General features: G+C 71.0%; 19 protein-coding genes. 12 read left to right on the top strand and 7 right to left on the bottom strand.

What is annotated here, in order from left to right:
- Positions 1-2 precede the first annotated feature (2 nt).
- Positions 3-1856 (bottom strand): serine/threonine-protein kinase, encoded by a 1854-nt coding sequence (locus tag OHB49_RS20260; protein ID WP_329161968.1) that lies wholly within the window; start codon positions 1854-1856, stop codon positions 3-5.
- A gap of 178 nt (positions 1857-2034) precedes the next feature.
- On the opposite strand from OHB49_RS20260, the gene OHB49_RS20255 reads away from it, so the two are divergent.
- From OHB49_RS20255 to OHB49_RS20245, 3 genes are all read left to right on the top strand, one after another.
- Positions 2035-3417, top strand: a complete 1383-nt coding sequence (locus tag OHB49_RS20255) for an aspartate aminotransferase family protein (protein ID WP_329161966.1) — start codon at positions 2035-2037, stop codon at positions 3415-3417.
- Positions 3418-3516: 99 nt separating this feature from the next.
- Positions 3517-4248 (top strand): GntR family transcriptional regulator, encoded by a 732-nt coding sequence (locus OHB49_RS20250; protein WP_030977756.1) that lies wholly within the window; start codon positions 3517-3519, stop codon positions 4246-4248.
- 133 nt (positions 4249-4381) lie between these two features.
- Positions 4382-5032 carry a hypothetical protein gene (locus OHB49_RS20245; RefSeq protein ID WP_329161963.1) on the top strand — a complete coding sequence of 217 codons (651 nt, stop codon included), beginning with the start codon at positions 4382-4384 and terminating at the stop codon, positions 5030-5032.
- Between the two features lie 66 nt (positions 5033-5098).
- On the opposite strand, the gene OHB49_RS20240 is transcribed toward OHB49_RS20245, so the two are convergent.
- Positions 5099-5887, bottom strand: a complete 789-nt coding sequence (locus OHB49_RS20240) for an SLATT domain-containing protein (protein ID WP_443079664.1) — start codon at positions 5885-5887, stop codon at positions 5099-5101.
- A 372-nt stretch (positions 5888-6259) separates the two neighbouring features.
- Here OHB49_RS20240 and OHB49_RS20235 point away from each other — a divergent pair, with 372 nt between their 5' ends.
- From OHB49_RS20235 to OHB49_RS20205, 7 genes are all read left to right on the top strand, one after another.
- Positions 6260-6595, top strand: coding sequence for a YbaB/EbfC family nucleoid-associated protein (locus tag OHB49_RS20235; protein WP_078852974.1), 336 nt, complete (start codon positions 6260-6262; stop codon positions 6593-6595).
- A 73-nt stretch (positions 6596-6668) separates the two neighbouring features.
- Positions 6669-7268 carry a recombination mediator RecR gene (gene recR, locus OHB49_RS20230; protein ID WP_030929396.1) on the top strand — a complete coding sequence of 200 codons (600 nt, stop codon included), beginning with the start codon at positions 6669-6671 and terminating at the stop codon, positions 7266-7268.
- 89 nt (positions 7269-7357) lie between these two features.
- Entirely contained in the window at positions 7358-8017 is a 660-nt protein-coding gene (locus tag OHB49_RS20225; protein ID WP_329161959.1) for a DUF5063 domain-containing protein, read from the top strand.
- 219 nt (positions 8018-8236) lie between these two features.
- Entirely contained in the window at positions 8237-9508 is a 1272-nt protein-coding gene (locus OHB49_RS20220; protein WP_030929402.1) for an aspartate kinase, read from the top strand.
- Positions 9505-10569 carry an aspartate-semialdehyde dehydrogenase gene (locus OHB49_RS20215; RefSeq protein ID WP_030977765.1) on the top strand — a complete coding sequence of 355 codons (1065 nt, stop codon included), beginning with the start codon at positions 9505-9507 and terminating at the stop codon, positions 10567-10569. Before OHB49_RS20220 ends, OHB49_RS20215 begins: the two co-directional genes overlap by 4 nt.
- Before the next feature lie 379 nt (positions 10570-10948).
- Complete coding sequence (locus OHB49_RS20210; RefSeq protein WP_030929408.1) at positions 10949-11524, top strand: SigE family RNA polymerase sigma factor; 576 nt, start codon at positions 10949-10951, stop codon at positions 11522-11524.
- Positions 11521-12858, top strand: coding sequence for a hypothetical protein (locus OHB49_RS20205; protein WP_329161956.1), 1338 nt, complete (start codon positions 11521-11523; stop codon positions 12856-12858). Before OHB49_RS20210 ends, OHB49_RS20205 begins: the two co-directional genes overlap by 4 nt.
- Positions 12859-12935: 77 nt before the next feature.
- Here OHB49_RS20205 and OHB49_RS20200 read toward each other — a convergent pair whose 3' ends face one another.
- From OHB49_RS20200 to OHB49_RS20190, 3 genes are all read right to left on the bottom strand, one after another.
- A complete protein-coding gene (locus OHB49_RS20200) occupies positions 12936-13745 on the bottom strand; it encodes an SURF1 family protein (protein ID WP_329161955.1) in 810 nt (269 codons plus the stop codon).
- 81 nt (positions 13746-13826) lie between these two features.
- Positions 13827-15671 (bottom strand): S9 family peptidase, encoded by a 1845-nt coding sequence (locus OHB49_RS20195; protein ID WP_329161954.1) that lies wholly within the window; start codon positions 15669-15671, stop codon positions 13827-13829.
- 114 nt (positions 15672-15785) lie between these two features.
- On the bottom strand, positions 15786-16328 hold the full coding sequence (locus tag OHB49_RS20190; RefSeq protein ID WP_329166561.1) for a winged helix-turn-helix transcriptional regulator: 543 nt from the start codon (positions 16326-16328) through the stop codon (positions 15786-15788).
- Between the two features lie 175 nt (positions 16329-16503).
- Between OHB49_RS20190 and OHB49_RS20185 the strand changes: the two genes are divergently transcribed.
- Positions 16504-17886 carry a DHA2 family efflux MFS transporter permease subunit gene (locus OHB49_RS20185; protein ID WP_329161952.1) on the top strand — a complete coding sequence of 461 codons (1383 nt, stop codon included), beginning with the start codon at positions 16504-16506 and terminating at the stop codon, positions 17884-17886.
- A gap of 98 nt (positions 17887-17984) precedes the next feature.
- Here OHB49_RS20185 and OHB49_RS20180 read toward each other — a convergent pair whose 3' ends face one another.
- Entirely contained in the window at positions 17985-18791 is an 807-nt protein-coding gene (locus OHB49_RS20180; protein ID WP_329166559.1) for an SGNH/GDSL hydrolase family protein, read from the bottom strand.
- A 362-nt stretch (positions 18792-19153) separates the two neighbouring features.
- On the opposite strand from OHB49_RS20180, the gene OHB49_RS20175 reads away from it, so the two are divergent.
- Positions 19154-19714 (top strand): GNAT family N-acetyltransferase, encoded by a 561-nt coding sequence (locus OHB49_RS20175; protein WP_329161950.1) that lies wholly within the window; start codon positions 19154-19156, stop codon positions 19712-19714.
- A 163-nt stretch (positions 19715-19877) separates the two neighbouring features.
- Here OHB49_RS20175 and OHB49_RS20170 read toward each other — a convergent pair whose 3' ends face one another.
- Positions 19878-22268 carry an excinuclease ABC subunit UvrA gene (locus tag OHB49_RS20170; RefSeq protein WP_329161949.1) on the bottom strand — a complete coding sequence of 797 codons (2391 nt, stop codon included), beginning with the start codon at positions 22266-22268 and terminating at the stop codon, positions 19878-19880.
- Between the last annotated feature and the right edge of the window lie 216 nt (positions 22269-22484).

Genomic DNA, 22484 nt, shown 5'->3' with positions numbered 1-22484 from the left:
AGTCAGTCGCTCTTCGTGTACGTGAGTTGCTCGCCGGTCTCCGTGTTCTCACGGCGCAGGGTGCCGTCGGGGAGCAGGGTGAGTGTGGTGGCCTTGCCCGGGGTGCAGGACGACATGGGTTCGCCGAGCGTCACCGTGGAGGGGCCGATGTGGATCGGTTCGTCGGGGGAGGGCTCGGAGGTCAGGTCCGCCTGGAAGACGCAGCGGTAGGTGCCGCCGCCGTCGATGGGGCCCTCCGCGGTGAGGGTGAGGACGGCCTGGCCCACCTTGCCCTGCTGGATGACGAGTTCGCGGGTCGAGTGGCCCGTGGCGTTGTCGATGGCGCCGGACCAGGTGCCGAGGTAGGCCTCGGGGACGGTGCCGTCGCCGTTCTTCGACTCCTCGCCGGGGGACGGGTCTGTGGAGGACGGGGAGTCGTCGGGGGCGGGGGAGTCCGACGGGTCGGAGGAGGCGGTGGGGGATGCGGTGGGTGACGCGGCGGGTTTCTTGCCGTCGTCGCTCATGAGCGCGTACACCGAGCCGCCCGCACCGATCGCGACGAGCACCGCGACTGCGACGAGCGCGATGGTCGACCCCGTGCTGCGTCGAGTCGGCGCGGGCTGCGCGCCGGGCGCGACGGTGGGGTGGAGCGGGCCGTACGGGGGTGTGGAGCCGAAGCCGGGGTGCTGCTGCGGGTAGCCGTAGCCCTGGCCGGGGTGCGGTTGGGCGAGCAGGTGCGGGTAGCCGTAGCCGGGGGCGGGCTGCCCGGGCGGCGGAGGTCCGAACCCAGGGACCGGGTGCGGGCCCGGGACCGGCGCGGGAGGCTGGGTGCCGACCACCGTGGGGAGCGCGTGGACCGCGCCGGGCGCCTGGGCCGGCGGAGGCTGCGAATCGCCCACGGGCGGCACCGCGTCCTGCGGCCCCGCGGCCCCCGCCGACTCCTCCGGGTCCTCCGAGTCCAGCAACTCCACCGCGTGGCGGCCCAGTTGGGCGATCAGCGCGCCCGGCAGCCACGGTTCGGCCGTCTCGCCCTCCACCAGCCGCTCCAGGATCGCGTCCGTGGTCGGCCGGTCGGCCGGGTCCTTGCGGAGGCAGTCCCGGACGAGGTCGGCCAGGTCCACCGGGACACCGGTCAGGTCCGGCTCCTCCTGTGCGATCCGGAAGAGGAGGGCGTGGATCTCGTTGTCCGCCCCACTGAACGGAAGCCGGCCCGTCGACGCGTACGCCAGCACCGAGCCGAGGCAGAACACATCGCACGCCGCGGTCACCCGCTCACCCCGCACCTGCTCCGGCGCCATGAAGCCGGGCGATCCGACCATCGAGCCGGTGCGGGTGAGACCCCCGTCGGTGACGGTGTCGAGTGCCCGGGCTATACCGAAGTCGATGACCCGCGGACCGTCGATCGTCAGCAGGATGTTGGACGGCTTCAGGTCCCGGTGGATGAGTCCGGCGGCGTGGATGGACCGGAGCGCGCGAGCCAGCCCGGCCCCCAGGATGCGGACCGAACGCTCGGGCAGCGGACCGTACGCCCCCGGGCCCGGGCCCGCCGGGGCGCCCGCACGACCGGAGACGGTGGCCTGGAGGGACGGCCCGGCGACGTACCCGGTCGCGACCCACGGCACCGCGGCCTCGGTGTCGGCGTCGAGTACGGGGGCCGTCCAGGCCGACCCGACCCGGCGGGCGGCCCGCACTTCCTGACGGAAGCGGTCGCGGAACTCCTGTTGTTCGGCGAGCTCCCGGCGTACCAGCTTGATCGCGACCGTACGGCCCCGGTCGGAGCGGGCCAGATAGACCTGCCCCATGCCGCCCGCGCCCAGCCGCCCCAGCAGGCGGTATGCGCCGATGCGTTGCGGATCCCCGGAGCCGAGCTTGTCCATGGTGTGCAGTCCTTCCCCCTCCGGCGACACGCCGCCGATGCGGCATGAGAATAGCGTCCGGCGGAAGACCGGGCCGGGACACCGCGAGCCGCCGACCCGACACCCTGCCCACCAAACCGCCCCACGCCATACAAGATGGCCATGTCGAGCCGCTCACCGCACGACCTACGCTCGCCGCATGACCCCTCATGCCTCCCATGGATCCCACGCTCCGCAGGTCGACTCCGTGGCCGGTGCGGCCGTGAAGGCCGCCGATCGTGCGCACGTGTTCCACTCCTGGTCCGCCCAGGGCCTGATCGACCCGCTCGCCGTCGCCGGCGCCGAGGGGGCGTACTTCTGGGACTACGACGGCAACCGCTACCTGGACTTCACCAGCGGCCTCGTCTTCACCAACATCGGCTACCAGCACCCCACCGTCGTCGCCGCGATCCAGGAGCAGGCGGGCAAGCTCGCCACCTTCGCCCCCGCGTTCGCCGTCGAGGCCCGCTCCGAGGCCGCACGCCTCATCGCCGAGCGGACCCCCGGCGACCTGGACAAGATCTTCTTCACCAACGGCGGTGCCGAGGCCGTCGAGAACGCCGTCCGGATGGCCCGGCTGCACACCGGCCGTACGAAGGTGCTCTCCGCCTACCGCTCGTACCACGGCGCCACCTCGACGGCCATCAACCTCACCGGCGACCCGCGCCGCTGGCCGTCCGACAACGGTTCGGCGGGCGTCGTCCGGTTCTGGGCCCCGTTCCTGTACCGCTCGCCGTTCTACGCCGAGACCGAGGCCGAGGAGTGCGCCCGCGCTCTCCAGCACCTGGAGGACACCCTCGCCTTCGAGGGCCCCGCCACCATCGCAGCGATCATCCTGGAGACGATCCCCGGCACGGCCGGGATCATGACGCCGCCGCCCGGCTACCTCGCCGGTGTCCGCGAGATCTGCGACCGGTACGGCATCGTCTTCGTCCTCGACGAGGTGATGGCCGGGTTCGGGCGCACCGGCAAGTGGTTCGCCGCCGAGCACTTCGACGTCACGCCCGACCTGATGACCTTCGCCAAGGGCGTCAACTCGGGTTATGTGCCGCTCGGCGGCGTCGCCGTCTCCGCCGAGATCGCCGCCACCTTCGAGACCCGCCCCTACCCGGGCGGACTCACCTACTCCGGTCACCCGCTGGCCTGCGCCGCCGCCGTCGCCACCATCGGTGTGATGGAGGACGAGAAGGTCGTCGAGCACGCGGCCCACATCGGCGAGACGGTCCTCGGTCCCGGCCTGCGCGAGCTCGCCGAGCGTCACCCGTCGGTCGGTGAGGTGCGCGGCCTCGGCGCGTTCTGGGCGCTGGACCTGGTCCGTGACAGGGAGACCCGCGAGCCGCTCGTCCCGTACAACGCGTCGGGCGAGGCCAACGCTCCGATGGCGGCCTTCGGCGCTGCGTGCAAGAAGAACGGCCTGTGGCCCTTCATCAACATGAACCGCACCCACGCCGTTCCGGCCTGCAACGTCACGGAGGCCGAGGCCAAGGAGGGACTGGCGGCACTGGACGTGGCCTTGTCGGTCGCGGACGAGCACACCGTCTGACGCATCCGTCCGCATCCCGCATGGCGCCCCTCCCCCTGCCCGGAACCGGGCACACCGGCCCTGGCTTAAGGTGGCCGCAGCCGAAGAGGGAGGGTCGCCATGGGCGCGAGGGGAGCTGTGACCCGCAGTACGCTGCGGCAGCAGATCGCGGACGCGCTGCGTGACGAGGTGCTCGCCGGGCGTCTGCAGCAGGGGCGGGAGTTCACCGTCAAGCAGATCGCCGAGCAGTACGGGGTGTCCGCGACGCCCGTGCGTGAGGCGCTCTTCGACCTCTCGGCGCAGGGCCTGCTCGAATCCGATCAGCACCGCGGATTCCGGGTGCACGAGTTCACCGTGGCCGACTACCGGGCGATGGTCGAGGCCCGCACCCTGGTCATGGACGGAGTCATCCGCGACATCTTCTCCGGACCCCCGCCCTCGCGCGCGCAGGCGGCGAAGTACCGAGAGTCACTGGTCTCGGTGCGGCGCAGAGCCGATGAGGCGGCACGGGCGGCGCGCGGCGGCGACCTCGACATCCTGATCGGCTACGACCTGCGTTTCTGGCGTGAGCTCGGGGCGCTCGTCGGCAACCCGTACATCACCGACTTCCTGCACCGGCTGCGCGTCCAGTGCTGGGTGTTCGCCGTGCCGTACCTGCGCAGCGACGTGGACGTACGGGAGTGGCTCTGGAACGGCCATCCCGCCCTGGTCGCGGCCATCACGCTGGGCGAGCACGACGCGGTTCGTGCGGTGATCGACGACTACAACGCCGGCGCGCTGATGTGGGCGGACCGGCTCGCGGCCGGCAACCCGGCGCACCCGGGGCACGGCGGGACGCCGGAGGCGCCGTAGGGGCGACCGGCCCCGGCAACAAGGTGTTCCCGAGCCGGTCATGAGGGACCACTGTGCGCAACGTGCCGATCGCATTACGCTGTCCCGACCATCGCACGCACCCTTGCGAGAACCCGTTGGAGAGCGAGACTTCGTGGCCTGTGACCTGTGGCTGGTCCCCCTCGTCGATGTGCTGTGCCACAGCCCCGACAATCCGTTCGCCGAAGAGATAGCCATCTACGACAAGGCGCTGGGCGATGCCGGACTGCCGGCCGTACCCGTCTACGCCTACATGCCGGGCCTGACCGGCGACGTGGCCCCCGTGGCGGGCTTCGACTACGACGCCCTGCACTTCCTGCGCCGCGCCTATCTGCTCCAGCTGAGTGGCCTCGCCGTGACACCCGTCGACGAACTGGGCGGGGACTACGAGCAGCTGCTGGAGATGTTCGAGCCGGCGGCGCAGCAGTCCCATCTGGTCTGGCACTACGACCACGCGGGGGCGTACGTCCCCGTGGACTTCCCCTCCCCGCTCACCAACGACGAGCTGCTGGAGGGTGGCGGCCCGCTGGGCTCGGCACACGGGCTGCTGCGGGAGCTGGAGTTCGTCGCCCCCTCCATCGGCATCGACCCGGCGAACCCGCCGGCCGCCCCCGCGCCGCCCGCCGCACCGACCTCCCTGGAGGAACCGGCGAGCCCGATTCCGTACGACGACAGTCCGTTCGCCCGGGAACGGCACGTCTGGCTGGGCCTGCACGCGGCGGTGACCCGAAGTCTCGCCCAAGGCTCAATGATCATCTTCAGCTGACGCGACGGCCGGGCCCCCGCCCCGGAACCACGAGCCCGCCCGGAGCCACCGATCGCCGGTCACCGATCAGCGCGGTGGCTCCGGGGGCCGCTGCCGCGGCATGTTCGGGCGGGCCATCGACTGGAGCGGGAACCGCCCCGGCGGCGCCCAATGGTCCGTACGCCCCCCGACCCCGCTGCCGGACACCAGTGCCTGCATCCCTATCGGCGCAGGCCCGGCCCGGAACTCGACCATCCAGTCCGCGGTCTCGGACCGCACGAGCTCCGTGACGTCCTCCGAGAACCGTCGCAGCACCCCGAGGCACCGCTCCGCCGCCTCGCTCGCCGTCCCCTCGGTCGGCCCGAGCACCTCCCGTACGCACTCCGACGCCCAGTCGAACTGCAGCACCTGGAGCCGTCGCTGCACGGCCTGGGCCGTGGCGAGGTTCCTTATCCAGCCGGAGGTCAGGCCGAAGAACCGATCGCAGGCCATGCACGCGGCGCCCAGCAACAGCGACAGATAGCCCCAGCCGGCCGCGCCGTCCAGTGCCCCCGTCAGATCGAGGAGCGGCAGCGCGGCGCCCGCGACCACCCCGGCCGCCGTGCCGATCCGCAGCGCCCTTGCGCCGCGCCGCTTCCACACCCGGTCGGCCAGGTACCAGCCGGCGGTGCGCAGCGCGTCGGCCTCGACATAGCGGTACAGCTCGTCGAGGCGTTCCGCGGGTTCACCCCAGTCGCCGAGCGGGAACGGCTGCCCCGTCAGATCCCCGCCCCGCGCACCGGAACCCGGACCCGGGCTCGTCTCCGGGCCCGAATCCGGTGGAACGGCCGAACCCGGCGCACCGGGCTCGTTGCGGGGCGCCCCCTCGGGCTGCATCTCCGGCTGGCTCACCGGGGCACTCCTCTGCACTCTGCGTATCGACGTACCAACGCGTGCTTCGACGCGTGCACTCGACGGCGGGCGGACTTTCGACGTGGCCGACCTGTCCCGCTTACGTAACCCTGCGTGACGGGCGGTGCACGTGTGCGTACTGATACGCATGCCCTTCCTACCGCCGAATGGTGGGCCGTGGGGTCGAAATCGCGGTATCTCTGGGGGGGTAGGGCCTGTGATCAGGTATAGGAGTCTCGCTGTCGTTGACGGGATCTCACCCGAAAGAGTTGCTCGCCAGTGGGTGGGGCGTGGTGCCCGGGGACCACGTAGGCTCGGCATACCGAAACATTTGTCGTCGAAATGCCAGGAGTGACCGTGATTCCCGGTGGTGGTCAGCCCAATATGCAGCAGCTGCTGCAGCAGGCCCAGAAGATGCAGCAGGACCTCGCCGAGGCCCAGGAGGAGCTGTCGAGGACCGAGGTCGAGGGGCAGGCGGGCGGCGGGCTGGTGAAGGCGACCGTGACCGGTTCCGGCGAGCTCCGCAGCCTGGTCATCGACCCCGCGGCCGTCGACCCCGAGGACACCGAGACGCTGGCCGACCTCGTCGTCGCCGCCGTCCAGGCAGCGAACGAGAACGCGCAGCAGCTTCAGCAGCAGAAGCTGGGCCCGCTGGCCCAGGGACTGGGCGGCATGCCCGGTCTGCCCTTCTGATCCGTCAGCACACCAACTACCGTACGTACCACGACGGCGACAGCCGCAGGTCCCACCTCAGGAAGGCGTTCCGTTGTACGAAGGCGTGGTCCAGGACCTCATCGACGAACTGGGCAGGCTGCCCGGCGTCGGTCCCAAGAGCGCGCAGCGGATCGCCTTCCACATCCTGCAGGCCGAGCCCACCGACGTACGCCGTCTCGCCCATGCCCTCCTGGAGGTCAAGGACAAGGTCCGGTTCTGCTCGGTGTGCGGCAATGTCGCGCAGGAGGAGCAGTGCGGGATCTGCCGCGACGCGCGTCGCGACCGGACGGTGATCTGTGTGGTCGAGGAGCCGAAGGATGTCGTGGCGATCGAGCGGACCCGTGAGTTCCGCGGCCGTTACCACGTCCTCGGCGGGGCGATCAGCCCGATCGAGGGCGTCGGTCCGGACGATCTGCGCATCCGTGAGCTGCTGGCGAGGCTCGCCGACGGGTCCGTCACGGAACTGATCCTGGCCACCGACCCCAACCTGGAGGGCGAGGCCACCGCGACGTACCTGGCGCGGATGATCAAGCCGATGGGTCTGCGGGTGACGCGGCTGGCCAGCGGCCTGCCGGTGGGCGGCGACCTCGAGTACGCGGACGAGGTCACCCTGGGCCGCGCGTTCGAGGGGAGGCGGCTGCTCGATGTGTAGCACCCGTACCACCACGTCTCACGACGGTTTTACGTTCAGCGACGCTATGTTCTACTCACCGTTCGTGACCGTGCCGGGAGGTCCCCTCGATGTCTGACGCCACGCTGAACTCCGTCACGCAGGATCCGGACGACTTCGCCGTCCAGATCGCGGACCAGATCAAGTCGTTCATCGTCGCCGTGACAGAGGTGTCCAAGGTCGACGAGCCGGAACAGGCCGTCCCGATCCTGCTTCTCCAGGTGTCCCAGCTGCTGCTGGCGGGGGGTCGGCTCGGCGCGTACGAGGACATCGTCCCGGACGAGCGCTACGAGCCGGACCTGGGCGCCGAACCGGACGCGGACGGCCTGCGCGAGCGCTTCGCGATCCTCCTCGAGCCGATCGACGTCTACTCCGAGGTCTTCGACCCGTACGAGCCCCGCAAGGCCCCGGTCCCGTGCCGCATCTCGGACGGCCTGGCCGACCTGGTCACGGACCTGCGCCACGGCCTGGCCCACTACGAGGCGGGCCGCACGACCGAGGCGCTGTGGTGGTGGCAGTTCTCGTACTTCTCCAACTGGGGCTCCACCGCCTCCGCGACCCTGCGTGCCATCCAGTCCCTGGTCGCCCACATCCGCCTGAACCAGCCCCTCCAGGAGCTGGACGGGCTGGACACGGACCAGGACGCGGGCGAGGACGACCTGGCCGAGGAGGCGGGCCGGGTCATGGCGGAGGAGATCGCGGGACCGCTGGGCCTGCGCCCGGTGAAGTAGCCGTTCGGCCGCACCGATCGGCCGGCCCGGCGTGTGGGGTGGGGCACATACAGGAGTGGATCCCGGTGCGCCGGGCAGCAGCCCGGTACGAGCAGTTCGGGACGGCACGTCGAGATCACGTGGTGAGCGGGACATCTCACGATGTGATATCTGCGGGGCGTTTCCGGACTGCTCGTTAAACTGAGCGGACCGAAGCAATGGAATGAGCGAGGAGCGCACGTGGGCCTTGTCGTGCAGAAGTACGGAGGCTCCTCCGTAGCCGATGCCGAAGGCATCAAGCGTGTCGCCAAGCGAGTCGTCGATGCCAAGAAGAACGGCAACCAGGTGGTTGTCGTGGTGTCGGCGATGGGCGACACGACGGACGAGTTGATCGATCTCGCCGAGCAGGTGTCACCGATGCCTGCCGGGCGTGAGTTCGACATGCTGCTGACCGCGGGAGAGCGGATCTCCATGGCCCTGCTGGCGATGGCGATCAAAAACCTGGGCCACGAGGCCCAGTCGTTCACGGGCAGCCAGGCCGGCGTCATCACCGACTCGGTCCACAACAAAGCGCGCATCATCGATGTCACGCCCGGCCGTATCCGGACCTCGATCGACGAGGGCAACATCGCCATCGTCGCCGGGTTCCAGGGGGTGAGCCAGGAGGGCAAGAACATCACCACCCTCGGCCGCGGCGGGTCCGACACCACCGCCGTCGCACTGGCGGCGGCGCTGGACGCCGAGGTCTGTGAGATCTACACCGATGTGGACGGTGTCTTCACCGCCGACCCGCGGGTCGTGAAGAAGGCCCGGAAGATCGACTGGATCTCCTTCGAGGACATGCTGGAGCTGGCCGCGTCCGGCTCCAAGGTGCTGCTGCACCGGTGCGTGGAGTACGCACGCCGCTACAACATCCCGATCCACGTCCGCTCGTCCTTCTCCGGACTGCGTGGCACCTGGGTCAGCAACGAGCCGCAAGGGGACCAGAAGGTGGAGCACGCGATCATCTCCGGAGTCGCCCATGACGTCTCCGAGGCCAAGGTCACCGTCGTCGGCGTGCCCGACAAGCCGGGCGAGGCCGCCGCGATCTTCCGCACCATCGCGAACGCGGAAGTCAACATCGACATGGTGGTACAGAACGTCTCCGCCGCGTCGACCGGTCTGACCGACATCTCGTTCACGCTGCCGAAGGCAGAGGGCCGCAAGGCCATCGACGCCCTGGAGCGCACCCGCGGCACTATCGGCTTCGAGTCGCTGCGCTACGACGACCAGATCGCGAAGATCTCCCTGGTCGGCGCGGGTATGAAGACCAACCCCGGGGTCACCGCGTCCTTCTTCGAGGCGCTGTCCGACGCCGGTGTGAACATCGAGCTGATCTCGACGTCCGAGATCCGCATCTCGGTGGTCACCCGCGCCGACGACGTCATCGAGGCCGTGCGCGCCGTGCACACGGCCTTCGGCCTCGACAGCGACTCCGACGAGGCCGTCGTGTACGGGGGCACCGGCCGATGACACCTCGCCGCCCTTCGCTCGCGGTCGTCGGAGCGACCGGGGCGATCGGCGGCGTCATGCTCCAGATCCTTTCGCAGCACGCGGACGTCTGGGGCGAAGTGTCGCTGATCGCCTCGCCGCGTTCGGCCGGCCGCAAGCTGGTCGTACGCGGTGAGGAGACCGAAGTCCTCGAACTCACCGAGGACGCGTTCGACGGCGTGGACGTCGCCCTCTTCCTGGTGCCCGACGACGTGTCCGCGCGCTGGGCACCGATCGCCGCGTCCAAGGGCGCGGTCGTCGTCGACGACTCGGCGGCGTTCCGGCTGGACGCGGATGTGCCGCTGGTCGTGCCCGAGATCAACCCCCACGCCGTACGGATGAGGCCCCGGGGCATCGTCGCCAGCCCCAACTGCACCACGGCGTCGCTGATCGTCGCGGTCGGTGCGCTGCACGCCGAGTTCGGGTTGCGGGAGCTCGTGGTCTCCTCGTACCAGGCGGTGAGCGGAGCGGGCCGAGAGGGCGTCGCGGCGCTGCGCGAGCAGCTGTCGATGGTCGCGGGTACGGAACTGGGCACCAAGCCCGGAGACGTACGCCGGGCCGTCGGGGAGACCGAGGACTCGCCGTTCGCCGCTCCGGTGGCCCTCAACGTCGTGCCCTGGGCCGGAACGGAGGCCGGGGACGGCTGGTCGTCCGAGGAACTGGCGATCCGCGACGAGTGCCGCAAGATCCTGGACCTGCCGAACCTGCCGGTGGCGGCGACCTGTGTGTACGTACCCGTCGTCGCGACGCACTCGATGTCCGTGCACGCCCGCTTCGAGAACGAGGTCGAGGTCGACCGGGCGCACGAGATCCTGGCGACCGCACCCGGTGTGGTCCTGTTCGACAGCCCGGCCTCCGGCGACTTCCCCACGCCGTCCGATGTCGTGGGCACCGACCCGACCTGGGTGGGGCGGGTGCGGCGGGCGCTGGACGATCCACGCGCCCTGGAGCTGTTCGTATGCGGCGACAACCTCCGCAAGGGGGCGGCGCTGAACGTGGCGCAGATCGCCGAATCCGTGGCTGCCGAGTTCCCCCGCGCCTGATCCGGCCCGACGGTTCACGATCGAACCTGTTTTGTACTCTCTGTGAAGCCCTTGTGAGCAAGTTGCTGGTCTGAACCTCTTGAGCTGGGGCGTTGCGGTGTCCGACGATGACCTTTCGGCCCGCTGGAACCAGTAGTCGGGCAGCGCGCGTCTATGCCGTCACTTCGCGGGTGGTGGGGCGCGAAAACGGGGCATTTGTGGAAGAGCAGGTACGTATGAGGGCATGTCGCACAGCGTCAAACGCGGTGCCGCACGCGTACAACCCTGACGGGGGGACGCGTGTCCAACTGGCGTGGCAGAGGTTCTCGACATCACAGTGGTGGGCCCGTTGCGAGGCGCTTCCGTGCGTCCGCTCCGGCGGCCCCGCGCACCCGGCGGTATGCCGGTGATTGCGCCCATGCCGGCTGCGCGCCCGGCGCAGCTGCCTTCGCAGCGCGGGGGTGCTGAGGAGATCGTGGCAGCCGGTACCACGGTCGACCATCTGACCGAGACCTACCGCGCCCACTACCGTTCGCTGCTCGGCCTCGCGGCCCTGCTGTTGGATGACACCGCGTCGTGTGAGGACGTGGTGCAGGAGGCGTTCATCCGCGTGCACTCGGCGCGGAACCGGGTACGGGAGCCGGAGAAGACACTCGCGTACCTGCGCCAGACGGTCGTCAACCTGTCGCGCTCCGCGCTGCGCCGCCGCATCCTCGGGCTGAAGCTGCTCTCCAAGCCGATGCCCGACATGGCGAGCGCCGAGGAGGGCGCGTACGACCAGCTGGAGCGGGACGCGCTGATCAAAGCGATGCGGGGGCTGCAAAGGCGCCAGCGGGAGGTGCTGGTGCTGCGCTATTTCGCAGACATGACCGAGGCCCAGGTGGCCGAGACGCTGGGGATTTCCCTGGGTTCGGTCAAGGCGTACGGCTCCCGCGGTATCGCGGCGCTGCGCGCCGTGATGGAGGCCCAGGCATGAGTCGGCGCGAGCACGAGGACCCCGCGCAGGAACATACGCACAAGCGTGAGATCGACCGGACTGGAAACGGAATTGTGAACCACGGGCCGGAGAACACGGCGAACGCGCCGAACGTGAACTCGGACGGGAACCCGGATGCGGAAGCCGTGTCCGTCGAGGGAGTGCCGGAAACGCAGGGCGGGGGAGATGACACCGCCGAAACGGAACGGCTCGCCGGCCTGACGGCGCTCTTCGGCGCGGTACCGGGCGTGGGCCCGGGGGCAGGATCGGGCCGGGGTGCCGGTGGCGGCTCCGGCGGCTCCGGTGGTTCCGACGACTTCGACGGTGCCGGTTCGGACCTGGACGAGGTCGTCCTGCGCCGTATGCTGCGGGGCGCTGTCGAGGGCCTCGAACCCGGCGACGGCACCCTCGACCATCTGAAGCGCGCCGTCCCCGCCCGGCGTGCCAGGAAGCGGCAGGCCGTCGTCGGAGCGGCGGCGGCGGTGCTGCTGATCGGCACCGCGATCCCCGCGTTCGTACACGTCGCCAACTCCGACGGCTCGAGTACCGCCAACCCGGCCATCGCCGCGCACGGCGAGCAGGCACAGGGCGGCAGCGGCTCCGACACCGGCTCGGCAGCCGGTGAGCAGGCCGGTGGCGGCGCGGCCCACGGACAGGGCACCGGCGGCAACGGCCACCCGAACAGCGCCAGCAGCCCCTCGGACACCGAGGGCCAGGGCACCGACGGCGACGCGGCCGACGGCGGTGCGGGCCCCGCCGACAGCTCGGCGGCCTCGATGCCGGTCTGCGACCCGGGCCAGCTCGGCGTCGCCTCGGCCGAGACGGGCGCGGCCGGTGCCGACGGCACGGTGTACGGCAGCTTCCGTATCTCCAACGTGTCCGGCAAGGACTGTTCGGTGACCACCAGCGGCACCGTGGGCTTCCAGGCGATGGGCGCGGCCGACCCGGCCAAGATCGACGTCGTGCAGCACACCGCGGGCGACGCGGCGGCCGGACTGCCCGACCCCTCGCAGGAAGAGGGCACAGTGCTGCTGAAGCCGGCCATGGCGTACGAGGTGCAGTTCGCCTGGGTCCCGAAGGACACCTGCCCGACCTCCGGCGGATCGCCGACCCCGACCGCGACCGACGGCGCTGCGGGTACCTCCGACGGCACCGGTGACAGCACGTCGCAGGCGGAGGTGCAGCTCGGCAGCGAGGACGGCGGCACGACGCTCGACGGCAGCGTCGCTGTGACGCACACCCCGGAGCCCGGGGCGCCGGTCGCCGAGGCGAAGATCCCCAACGCCTGCGCGGGCACGATCTACCGGACGGGCGTGCTCGCACCGACGACCTAGCGCCATGACGCATACGTGAGGGGGCCCACCGCTTCGACCGGTGGGCCCCCTCACGCATGTGCGTACGCCGGGACGGCTCAGGCTGTGCGCGTACCCGCGTCCGTGTCCGTGTCGGGCACGAGGCCCAGCTTCACGTCCCGCGCGGCCTCCGCCTCGCGGCGGACCAGCCGGAACCACATGAAGAGCACGAAGGCGGCGAAGACGAACCACTCGCCGGTGTAGCCGAGGTTCTGGAACGCCTTCAGGTCGAGACCGCTGCCCTGCGGTGCCACGGCCGGTACGGGGCGCAGCGTGCTGTCCTCGGCGGCGGCGTTGCTGTCGGTGTCCTGGAGCGTCACCCATGCGTCGTACACGTCGTACGGCACGAGGTTGACGAGGGACGCGGCGCTGATCATGCCGAGCTGCCCGTCGGGGAGGCCTCCCGCCGTGTCGACGCCGTCGGTGCCCGTGTTCTCGGACGCCTGGAGGTCGCCGGTCACCGTGACCTCGCCGGTCGGCGCGGCGGGCACCGGGGTGTGCCCGGGCCTGCCGGGCAGCCAGCCGCGCACCACCGGCAGGGCCTTGCCGCCGTCGGTGCGCAGCATGTTCAGGACGTAGAAGCCGCTCTTGTCGTCCAACTCCCGGCCGGGCACCAGGAACTGGTCGGCGTACCGGCCGGTGGCGGTGGCCGGCCGGCCGGACGTCACCGTGTCGACCGGCAGCAGATCATCGAGAGGTTTTGCCGCTCGCGCCCCCGGGGCCGGCTGCTTCGCGGCCTGCTCGTGCGACTGCACGCGGTCCTCGAAGCGGCCGAGCTGCCAGGTGCCCATGAAGACGCAGAGCGGGATGGCCAGTACGGCGAAGAGGTTGATCCCCCACCATCGCGGGGTCAGCAGGAACCGGTACACCCCTCCACGGTACGGTCCCCGCTCCGGAACCCCGGAGCGGGGTGCCGCCGACGTCACCACCCCCGGTGGCCGGGGAGCCCGCTACCCGAGGTGGCGGCGGGCGAAGTCCAGCTCCAGCCGTACCTGCTTGATGCGCTCCTCGACGACGAGCGAGCCGTGCCCCGCGTCGTACCGGTAGACCTCGTGCGCCGCCTGCCGGGCCTTCAGCCGGTCCACGTAGTTCTCGACCTGGCGGATCGGGCAGCGCGGGTCGTTGACCCCCGCCGAGATGTAGACCGGGGCCCGCACGGCGTCGACGTACGTCAGCGGGGACGAGGCCTCGAACCGCTCCGGCACCTCCTCCGGCGTACCGCCCAGCAGCGTGCGGTCCATCGCCTTCAGGGCCTCCATCTCGTCGTGGTACGCCGTGACGTAGTCCGCGACCGGGACCGCGGCCAGGCCCAGCGCCCAGTCATCCGGCTGCGTACCGAGGCCGAGCAGCGTCAGATAGCCGCCCCACGAGCCCCCGGCCAGGACCAGCTTCGCGGGGTCCGCCAGCCCGGACTTCACCGCCCACTCCCGGACCGCCGCGATGTCCTCGAGCTCGATCAGGCCGACCCGGTGCTTGAGCGCGTCCGTCCAGGCCCGCCCGTACCCCGTCGAGCCGCGGTAGTTGACGCGGACGACCGCGTAGCCATGGTCCACCCAGGCGGCGGGCCCGGACGCGAAGGCGTCGCTGTCGTGCCAGGTCGGGCCACCATGGATCTCGAAAACGGTCGGAAACGGACCCTCGGCCGGGGCGGCGGGCCGCTGCACGAGCGCATGGATCCGGCCACCGGGCCCGTCCACCCACACGTCCTCCACCGGCACGGACACCGGAGCCTTCGCGCCCGGCGGATCGAGCACCACCGCGCCCGTCGTGGACCGCACGGAGGGGGGCTGGGCAGCGGACGACCACAGGTACTCCACGGTGCCGTCCGGCCGGGCCGTGGCCCCCGACACCGATCCGGCAGGTGTCTCCACCCGCACCGGGGCGCTGTCGGCCCCCGGCTCGTACCGCCACAGGTCGCTGCGGGCCTCGAAGCCGTGCACGATCAGCAGCGCGGAGCCGTCCGGATACCACTCGGCGCCCACATCACCGGGCAGATCGATCGCAAGATCCGTCTCCGTCCCCGCCACCGGGTCCCAGATCATCGGCTCCCAGCGGCCGCGCCGTTGATGCCCGACCAGCAGCCGGGTGTCCCCGGCCACCGGCGCGAAGCCCAGCACCGACAGGCCCAGCTCCTGCGTACCGCCCTTGGTGTCGTCGAGCTCGGCGACCGTCGTCCCGTCCGGCCGCACCACGCGCAGCGCCGAATGCATCGCGTCGCCGTGCTCGGTGTGCTCCAGGGCGATCAGCGTCCCGTCGTGCGACAGGTCCCCGACGCCCGCCGACTCGCGGTGCCGGTAGATCTCGACGGGCGGAGCCCCGGGGCGTACGACATGGATCGTCGTCCCGTCCTCATCGGTCGACCGGCCGACCACCGCCGTCCCGTCCCGCCCGATCGCGAGCCCCGCCGGGTACGAGGGCTCGAGCCCGGGAGCCGCGGGCTCGTCCGCCGCCCCTCCGCTCCCACCGCCGTGGAACGGCCGGCGCATCCACACACCGAACTCGTCGCCGTCGGTGTCGTCGAACCACCAGATCGTCTCGCCGTCCGGCGTCAGTATCCCGTCCGTCGTCCCGTTCGGCCGGTCGGTGACCTGCCGTTGCTCCCCGGTCGACCGGTCCCACGCGTACAGCTCGTACGTCCCCGTCGCGTTGGAGACGAACAGCGCACGGTCCGGCGCGTCCTCCGCCCAGTCGGGCAACGACACCCGGGGCGCCCGGAAGCGCTGCTCCCACTCCGGAACGGATTCGGTCGTCGGCGCCGGAACGGAATCGGTCGTCGAGCCAGTGATCTCAGTCATGCCCCCCATTCTGCGCCGGGGGCCGGACACTCGGCTCGCATCGTCCGCAGCCTGTGGAAAACTCCCTGGCCGGCCCGGGCACGGCGTCGCGCACATGGACCGGCTGACGAGTCGTCAGGGTGCCGCCGGTGTGGGTGTGGGGCCGGCCCGGTCCCAGCCGGGGGAGCGGACGTCGACGGTGAGGGCGCCCATCGCGACCTCCTCGCCGCAGGTGCGGCAGATCCACGCGGCGTCCAGGTCGTGCCCGTGTGCGCCGTCGTCCTCGCTCTCCGCGTCCGTGGCGGCCACCGGTCCATGGACCATGACGATCGGCGGCTCCTCGTGCACCCAGCGGTCGCCCCAGTTCAGCAGGGCCCGGATCACCGGGGCGAGGTCCCGGCCCGCCTCGGTCAGGTGGTACTCGTGCCGCGGCGGCCGTTCGTTGTACAGGCGCCGCTCGACCACCCCGGCGTGCTCCAGTGACCGCAGCCGGGCCGCGAGCCGGTCCCGGGGTGCACCGGTGTTCCGGGCGATCGCCTCGAACCGGTGATTGCCGAAGAAGATCTCGCGCACCGCGAGCAGCGCCCACTTCTCGCCCACCACCTGCAGTGTGGCGGCGGCGGAACACGGGCGGCCGGGCAGTGCGCCGATGTCGATACGGCTGCCGGAATCATTCATTGCACTCACCCCTACAAGGTTGCCATCTCAAACTTACTGGCGCTACCTTGCCGTCATGACAGTTGGAAATTCAAACCCACTCGCGGACGCGGCTGACCCGGGGCCGCCCGCCCCGCCCACGGAGCCTGGGCCGCCCACGGCGAACAGGCCCGCGAAGGGCTCGGCGAACGGGTCCGTGAAGAGTCCATCCACTGGATCCCGTGCGACGGCCTGGATCGTTTCGGCCGGGGTCTTCGTCGTGAACCTCGACCTGTTCATCGTCAACGTGGCCGTACCCGCCCTCGGCGACTCCTTCGACGGCAGCTCGCTCGCCTCGCTGTCCTGGGTGCTCAACGCGTACGCGATCGCCTTCGCCGCGCTGCTCGTCGTCGCAGGCCGGCTCGCGGACCGGTACGGGCACCGGCGCGGCTTCCTCCTCGGCCTGGCGGCCTTCACCGTGGCCTCCGTGCTGTGCGCCGTCGCCCCCGGGGTCGGCTGGCTGGTCGCCGCCCGTGCCCTGCAGGCGGCCGGAGCCGCCGCCCTGATGCCCACCTCGCTGGCTCTGCTGCTGGTCAACACCGCGCCGGAGCGCCGGCCACAGGCCATCCGCAGCTGGGCGGCGATCGGAGGCATCGCGGCCGGTCTGGGTCCCGTGATCGGCGGGCTGCTCGTGGAGGCCGACTGGCGCTGGGTGTTCCTCGTCAACGTGCCGGTCGGTGCGGTCGGCCTGGTGGCCGGGGCCCGGCTGCTGCCCGATGCCCGCCCGGACCGCGATGGGCGGCTGCCGGACCTGGTCGGTGCCGCGCTGCTCACGCTCGCCATCGGCGCACTCGCGCTCGGCCTGGTCAAGGCGGACGCATGGGGCTGGAGTTCGCCGGAGCTGATCGGCTCGCTCGTCGCGGCGGTCGTCCTCGCCGGGGCGTTCTGGCTGCGCTCGGCCCGGCACAGCGCCCCGATCGTCGAACTGCCCGTGCTGCGCACCCCGGCCTTCGCGGCGGCGACCCTTGCCGCGCTGCTCTTCTCCGTCGCGTTCGCGGCGATGCTGCTGACGTCGGTGCTCTGGTGCCAGCAGGTGTGGGGATACTCGGCGATCCGTACCGGACTGGCCATCGCTCCCGGGCCCCTGGTCGTACCGGTGCTCACCGTCACGTCGGGCCCCGTGGTCCGCCGCTTCGGCGCGGGCCGCACGGCGGCGTTCGGCTGTCTGCTGTTCGCCGTGGGCCTCGGCTGGTGGGCCGTCGCGCTCGATACGGCCCCGCACTACGCGGCCGGACTCCTGCCCGGCATGCTGATCACCGGTATCGGCGTCGGCTTCGCTCTGCCCACCCTGGTCGGTGCGGCCGCGGCGGCCCTGCCGCCCACCCGGTTCGCGACCGGATCGGCCGTCACCACGATGGCCCGCCAGACCGGTTCGGTCCTCGGCGTCGCCGTGATGGTCACGCTGCTCGCCACCCCGGACGGCCCGGCCGAGGTGCTCGACGCGTTCCGGCACGGCTGGTGGGCGGCGGCCGCCACCGCCGTACTGGCCGCGGCGGCGGCCCTCGCACTGCCCCGGCCGGGCGCCGCGGGCCGCGCCTGACACGTACCCGGCGGAACGGAAGCGGGACAGGGGGATGGCGGTCCACCGGTGACGTGCCGGTGGACCGCCATCCCGAACAGGGGTCGCGTGCGGGCGAATTACGCCACCGAACTGAAGGCGGGCAGATAGCCTCCCGACTGCCCCGCGGACTTGGGGTGGTACGACTCGTAGACGGGGACGGTCACGCTGTTGAGCCACGGACTGCCGGAGCACAGCTCGTGCCCCGTGAACTCGTCGACCACGCTGGAGAATGTGAACCCGGCATCGGCCGCCTGCTGGGCGATGACGCCGTTCAGTACGTCGGACGCGTTGTTGATGGCGGAGCGCTCGGTCTCGGAGAGGCCGGCGATGCAGTCCCCGCTCAGCTGGTAGAAGCGCGGGTAGCCCAGCACCACCACATGGGCCTGTGAGGCGCGTGACCGGATGGAGCCGTAGAGCGAACCGAGGCCGGACGGCAGTGCGTTCTGCATCTGCGAGACAGCCGCGTTCACGCTGCTCAGACAGGTGGCCTCGCTGTACAGGACGCAGTCCTCCATGACATCGGCAAAGCCGACGTCGTTGCCGCCCGCCGTGACACTGACCAAGGTGGTGGACGAGCTCAGCGATCCCAGCTGGCTGCTGGCCACCGAACCCGTCGTGGCCCCCGAACAGGCCACGAAGGCGAACGAGGACGGTGAGTTCCGGGTGGCCCAGAGGTAGGGGTAGGCCTTGGTGCTCCGATGGCAGTCACCGCTGTCGGAGAGGTAGCTTCCCGAGCCGACGCCGGACGAGTAGGAGTCGCCGAGAGCGACGTACCCGCCGGCGGCGGCCGCGGAGGTTGCCGAGGCCGGCTGGGCAACGCCCAGTGCGGCCGAGGTTGCGAGGATCAGAGTGGATGCGGACGCCCATAATCTCCGTACTGACATCACTGTCAGCCCTCCGAAGTGTGGGGGGTGGGTGGGGGGTTGGGTGAGCGAGCACGTTTCTAGCAGCTGTGGGTACCGGCCGGTAATAGCCGTGCAGGAACTCGCCGGATATGCCCGAATGATCGTTCGGTAGGCATAGCTCCGCGCGTAGATAAACCTCCAACTACCCCTGAAATAAAGCCTGGTGGGGTGTGCGGCCAAGTTTCCGCGTGACGCGGAGGGGGCGGTGACGTCGTGCCGGCCGGCCGGAGGCCCGACCCGGCCATCCGCATCCCGGCCGGCCCCGACTGAGGGGTCGCCGGTGAAGCCGACCGTGGGAAGATCCCCTCGCAATGGGCCGGTTCCGACTGTCGAAGGTGACGATGTACGCGATATCCCTGGGCGACGACGGCGCCGAGCTGCGCCCGCTCGAGCCGTGGCGGGCCGAGGAGTTCCTGGCCCACATCGACCGAGGGCGGGAGTTCATCGGGCAGCACAACGCGCTGCCCGACGTCGTCACGGACCTGGAGTCGAGCCGGGCGTACCTCCAGGCGTACGCGGAGAAGGCCGCCGCCGACGCCGGGCGGCTCCACGGCATCTGGACGGGCGGCAAGCTGGTCGGCGCGGTCCTCCTCCGGACCATGGACATCGAGCAGGCCACCGCCGAAGCGGGCTGCTGGCTGGAGCCGTCGGCGGTGGGCAGGGGGCTGGTGACCCGGGCCGCGCGTGTGATCATCGATTGGGCCATCGAGGAGCGGGGCATCCACCGCGTGGAGTGGTGGGTCTCGGCGACGAACGAGGCCAGCATCGCCGTGGCCCGGCGGCTCGGGATGACCAGAGACGGCGTGCTGCGGGCAAGTTACCTGTACCGGGGGAAGCGGCACGACGAGGAGATCTGGTCGGTGCTCGCACCGGAGTGGCGTGCGGGCGAGCAGGCGTCCTGAGCCCGGCGCCCCCACCTACCCCCCGTGCAGGACCCGATCGTCGCTGCCGTCGTCGCCGTCACCACCCCCGCGTCCGCGCCCGAGGCGGCAACCGCGGCGCCCCACATCTCGTCCGACCGCGTCATGAACTCCTTCGCCCCGGGCGATGTCAGCCAGGCCTCGGTCAGGCGCCGACGTAGTCCGCGAGGTGTTCACCGGTGAGGGTGGACCGGTCGGCGACGAGGTCGGCCGGTGTGCCCTCGAAAACGATCTTGCCGCCGTCGTGACCGGCGCCGGGGCCGAGGTCGATGATCCAGTCGGCGTGCGCCATCACCGCCTGGTGGTGCTCGATGACGATGACCGACTTGCCGGAGTCGACGAGCCGGTCGAGCAGGCCGAGCAACTGCTCGACGTCGGCCAGATGGAGGCCGGTGGTCGGCTCGTCGAGGATGTAGACGCCGCCCCTGTCGGCCATGTGGGTGGCCAGCTTGAGCCGCTGCCGCTCGCCGCCGGACAGCGTGGTGAGCGGCTGCCCGAGGCTGAGGTAGCCGAGCCCGACGTCGGCGAGCCGGTCGAGGATTCTGTGCGCGGCCGGCGTGTGCGCCTCGCCGGCGCCGAAGAACTCCTCGGCTTCGGTCACCGACATCGCGAGCACCTCGCTGATGTCGCGGCCGCCGAGGGTGTATTCGAGGACCGATGCCTGGAACCGCTTCCCCTCGCAGTCCTCGCAGGGGGTCTCCACACCGGCCATCATCGCCAGGTCGGTGTAGATGACGCCGGCGCCGTTGCAGTTGGGGCAGGCGCCCTCGGAGTTGGCGCTGAACAGGGCCGGCTTCACGCCGTTGACCTTCGCGAACGCCTTGCGGATCGGGTCGAGCAGTCCGGTGTACGTCGCCGGGTTGCTCCGTCGCGAGCCGCGGATGGGCGCCTGGTCGACCGACACCACGCCCGCGGATGCGGGGACGGAGCCATGGATCAGTGAGCTCTTGCCGGAGCCGGCGACGCCGGTGACGACGCACAGCACCCCGAGCGGGATGTCGACGTCGACGCCCTGCAGGTTGTGCCGGGTGGCGTCGCGGATCTCCAGCGTGCCGGTGGACTTGCGCACCGTCTCCTTGAGGGCGGCCCGGTCGTCGAGGTGACGGCCGGTGACGGTACCGCTGGCCCGCAACCCCTCGATGGTGCCCTCGAAGCAGACGGCGCCGCCCGCCGTACCGGCGCCGGGGCCGAGGTCGACGACGTGGTCGGCGATCGCGATGGCCTCGGGCTTGTGCTCCACGACCAGCACCGTGTTGCCCTTGTCCCGCAGTCGCAGCAACAGGTCGTTCATGCGCTGGATGTCGTGGGGGTGCAGGCCGATGGTGGGCTCGTCGAAGACGTACGTGACGTCGGTGAGCGAGGAGCCGAGGTGGCGGATCATCTTGACGCGCTGCGCCTCGCCGCCCGACAGCGTGCCCGACGGCCGGTCGAGCGCGAGGTAGCCGAGGCCGATCTCCACGAACGAGTCCAGGGTGTGCTGCACTGCGGTGAGCAGCGGCGCCACCGACGGCTCGTCGAGGCCGCGGATCCATTCGGCCAGGTCGCGGATCTCCATCGCGCAGGCGTCGGCGATGCTGATCCGCTTGATCTTCGACGACCTGGCCCCCTCGCTGAGCCGGGTGCCGTCGCACTCGGGGCAGGTCGTGAAGGTGACCGCGCGCTCCACGAAGGCACGGATGTGCGGCTGCATCGCTTCCTTGTCCTTGGACAGGAACGACTTCTGGATCTTGGGGATCAGCCCTTCGTAGGTGAGGTTGACGCCGTTGACCTTCACCTTGGTCGGCTCGCCGTAGAGGAAGTCCTGCATCTCCTTCTTGGTGAACCTGCGGATCGGCTTCTGCGGGTCGAGGAAGCCCGACTGGGCGTAGAGCCCCACTGTCCACTGGCTGTCCGACTTCCAGCCGGGGATGGTGAACGCGCCCTCGGCGAGCGACTTGGAGTCGTCGTAGAGCTGGGTGAGGTCGATGTCGGAGACCGTGCCCCGGCCCTCGCAGCGCGTACACATGCCGCCGGTGCGGTTGAAGGTCGCCTTCACCGTCTTCTTGGCACCGCGCTCGACGGTGATCGCACCGCTCGCCCGGACCGAGGCGGTGTTGAAGGAGTACGCGCTGGGCGGGCCGATGTGCGGCTTGCCGAGCCGGCTGAAGAGGATGCGCAGCATCGCGTTGGCGTCGGTGGCGGTACCGACGGTGGAGCGGGGGTCGGCTCCCATCCGCTGCTGGTCGACGATGATCGCGGTCGTCAGCCCTTCGAGTACGTCGACCTCCGGCCGCGCCAGCGTCGGCATGAAGCCCTGCACGAAGGCGCTGTAGGTCTCGTTGATCATCCGCTGCGACTCCGCGGCGATGGTGCTGAACACCAGCGAGCTCTTGCCCGAGCCGGAGACGCCGGTGAAAACCGTCAGGCGGCGCTTGGGGATCTCGATGCTGACGTCCTTGAGATTGTTCACGCGCGCACCGTGCACGCGGAGCAGATCGTGGCTGTCGGCAGCGTGCGGCGCAGGCGACTGCGTGTTCTTCCTCTTGGCCGGGCTCATGGTGTCTCCATCTGTCGGGCGGGCCCGCCTTCGCGGTCTCCGTCGGTGTCGCCTGGCTCGATCCAACCAAAGTTCGAGCAGTACGTCCGGTTCTCTTTTGCTTCGGCCCGTGGAACCTCGAGTTCCAGGCGACGCGTCCCGCCCGCCGACGTGTCGGACCAGCCGGCGGCACGCGGGGCGATGCGGAACGAGGTGCAGGGTGGCCGGCGCACGCGG

This window comes from Streptomyces sp. NBC_01717, from assembly GCF_036248255.1.
In the GTDB taxonomy this organism is placed as follows: Bacteria; Actinomycetota; Actinomycetes; order Streptomycetales; family Streptomycetaceae; genus Streptomyces.
Note: the sequence above shows the minus strand (reverse complement) of the source record. Positions and strands in the feature narration are given on the sequence as shown.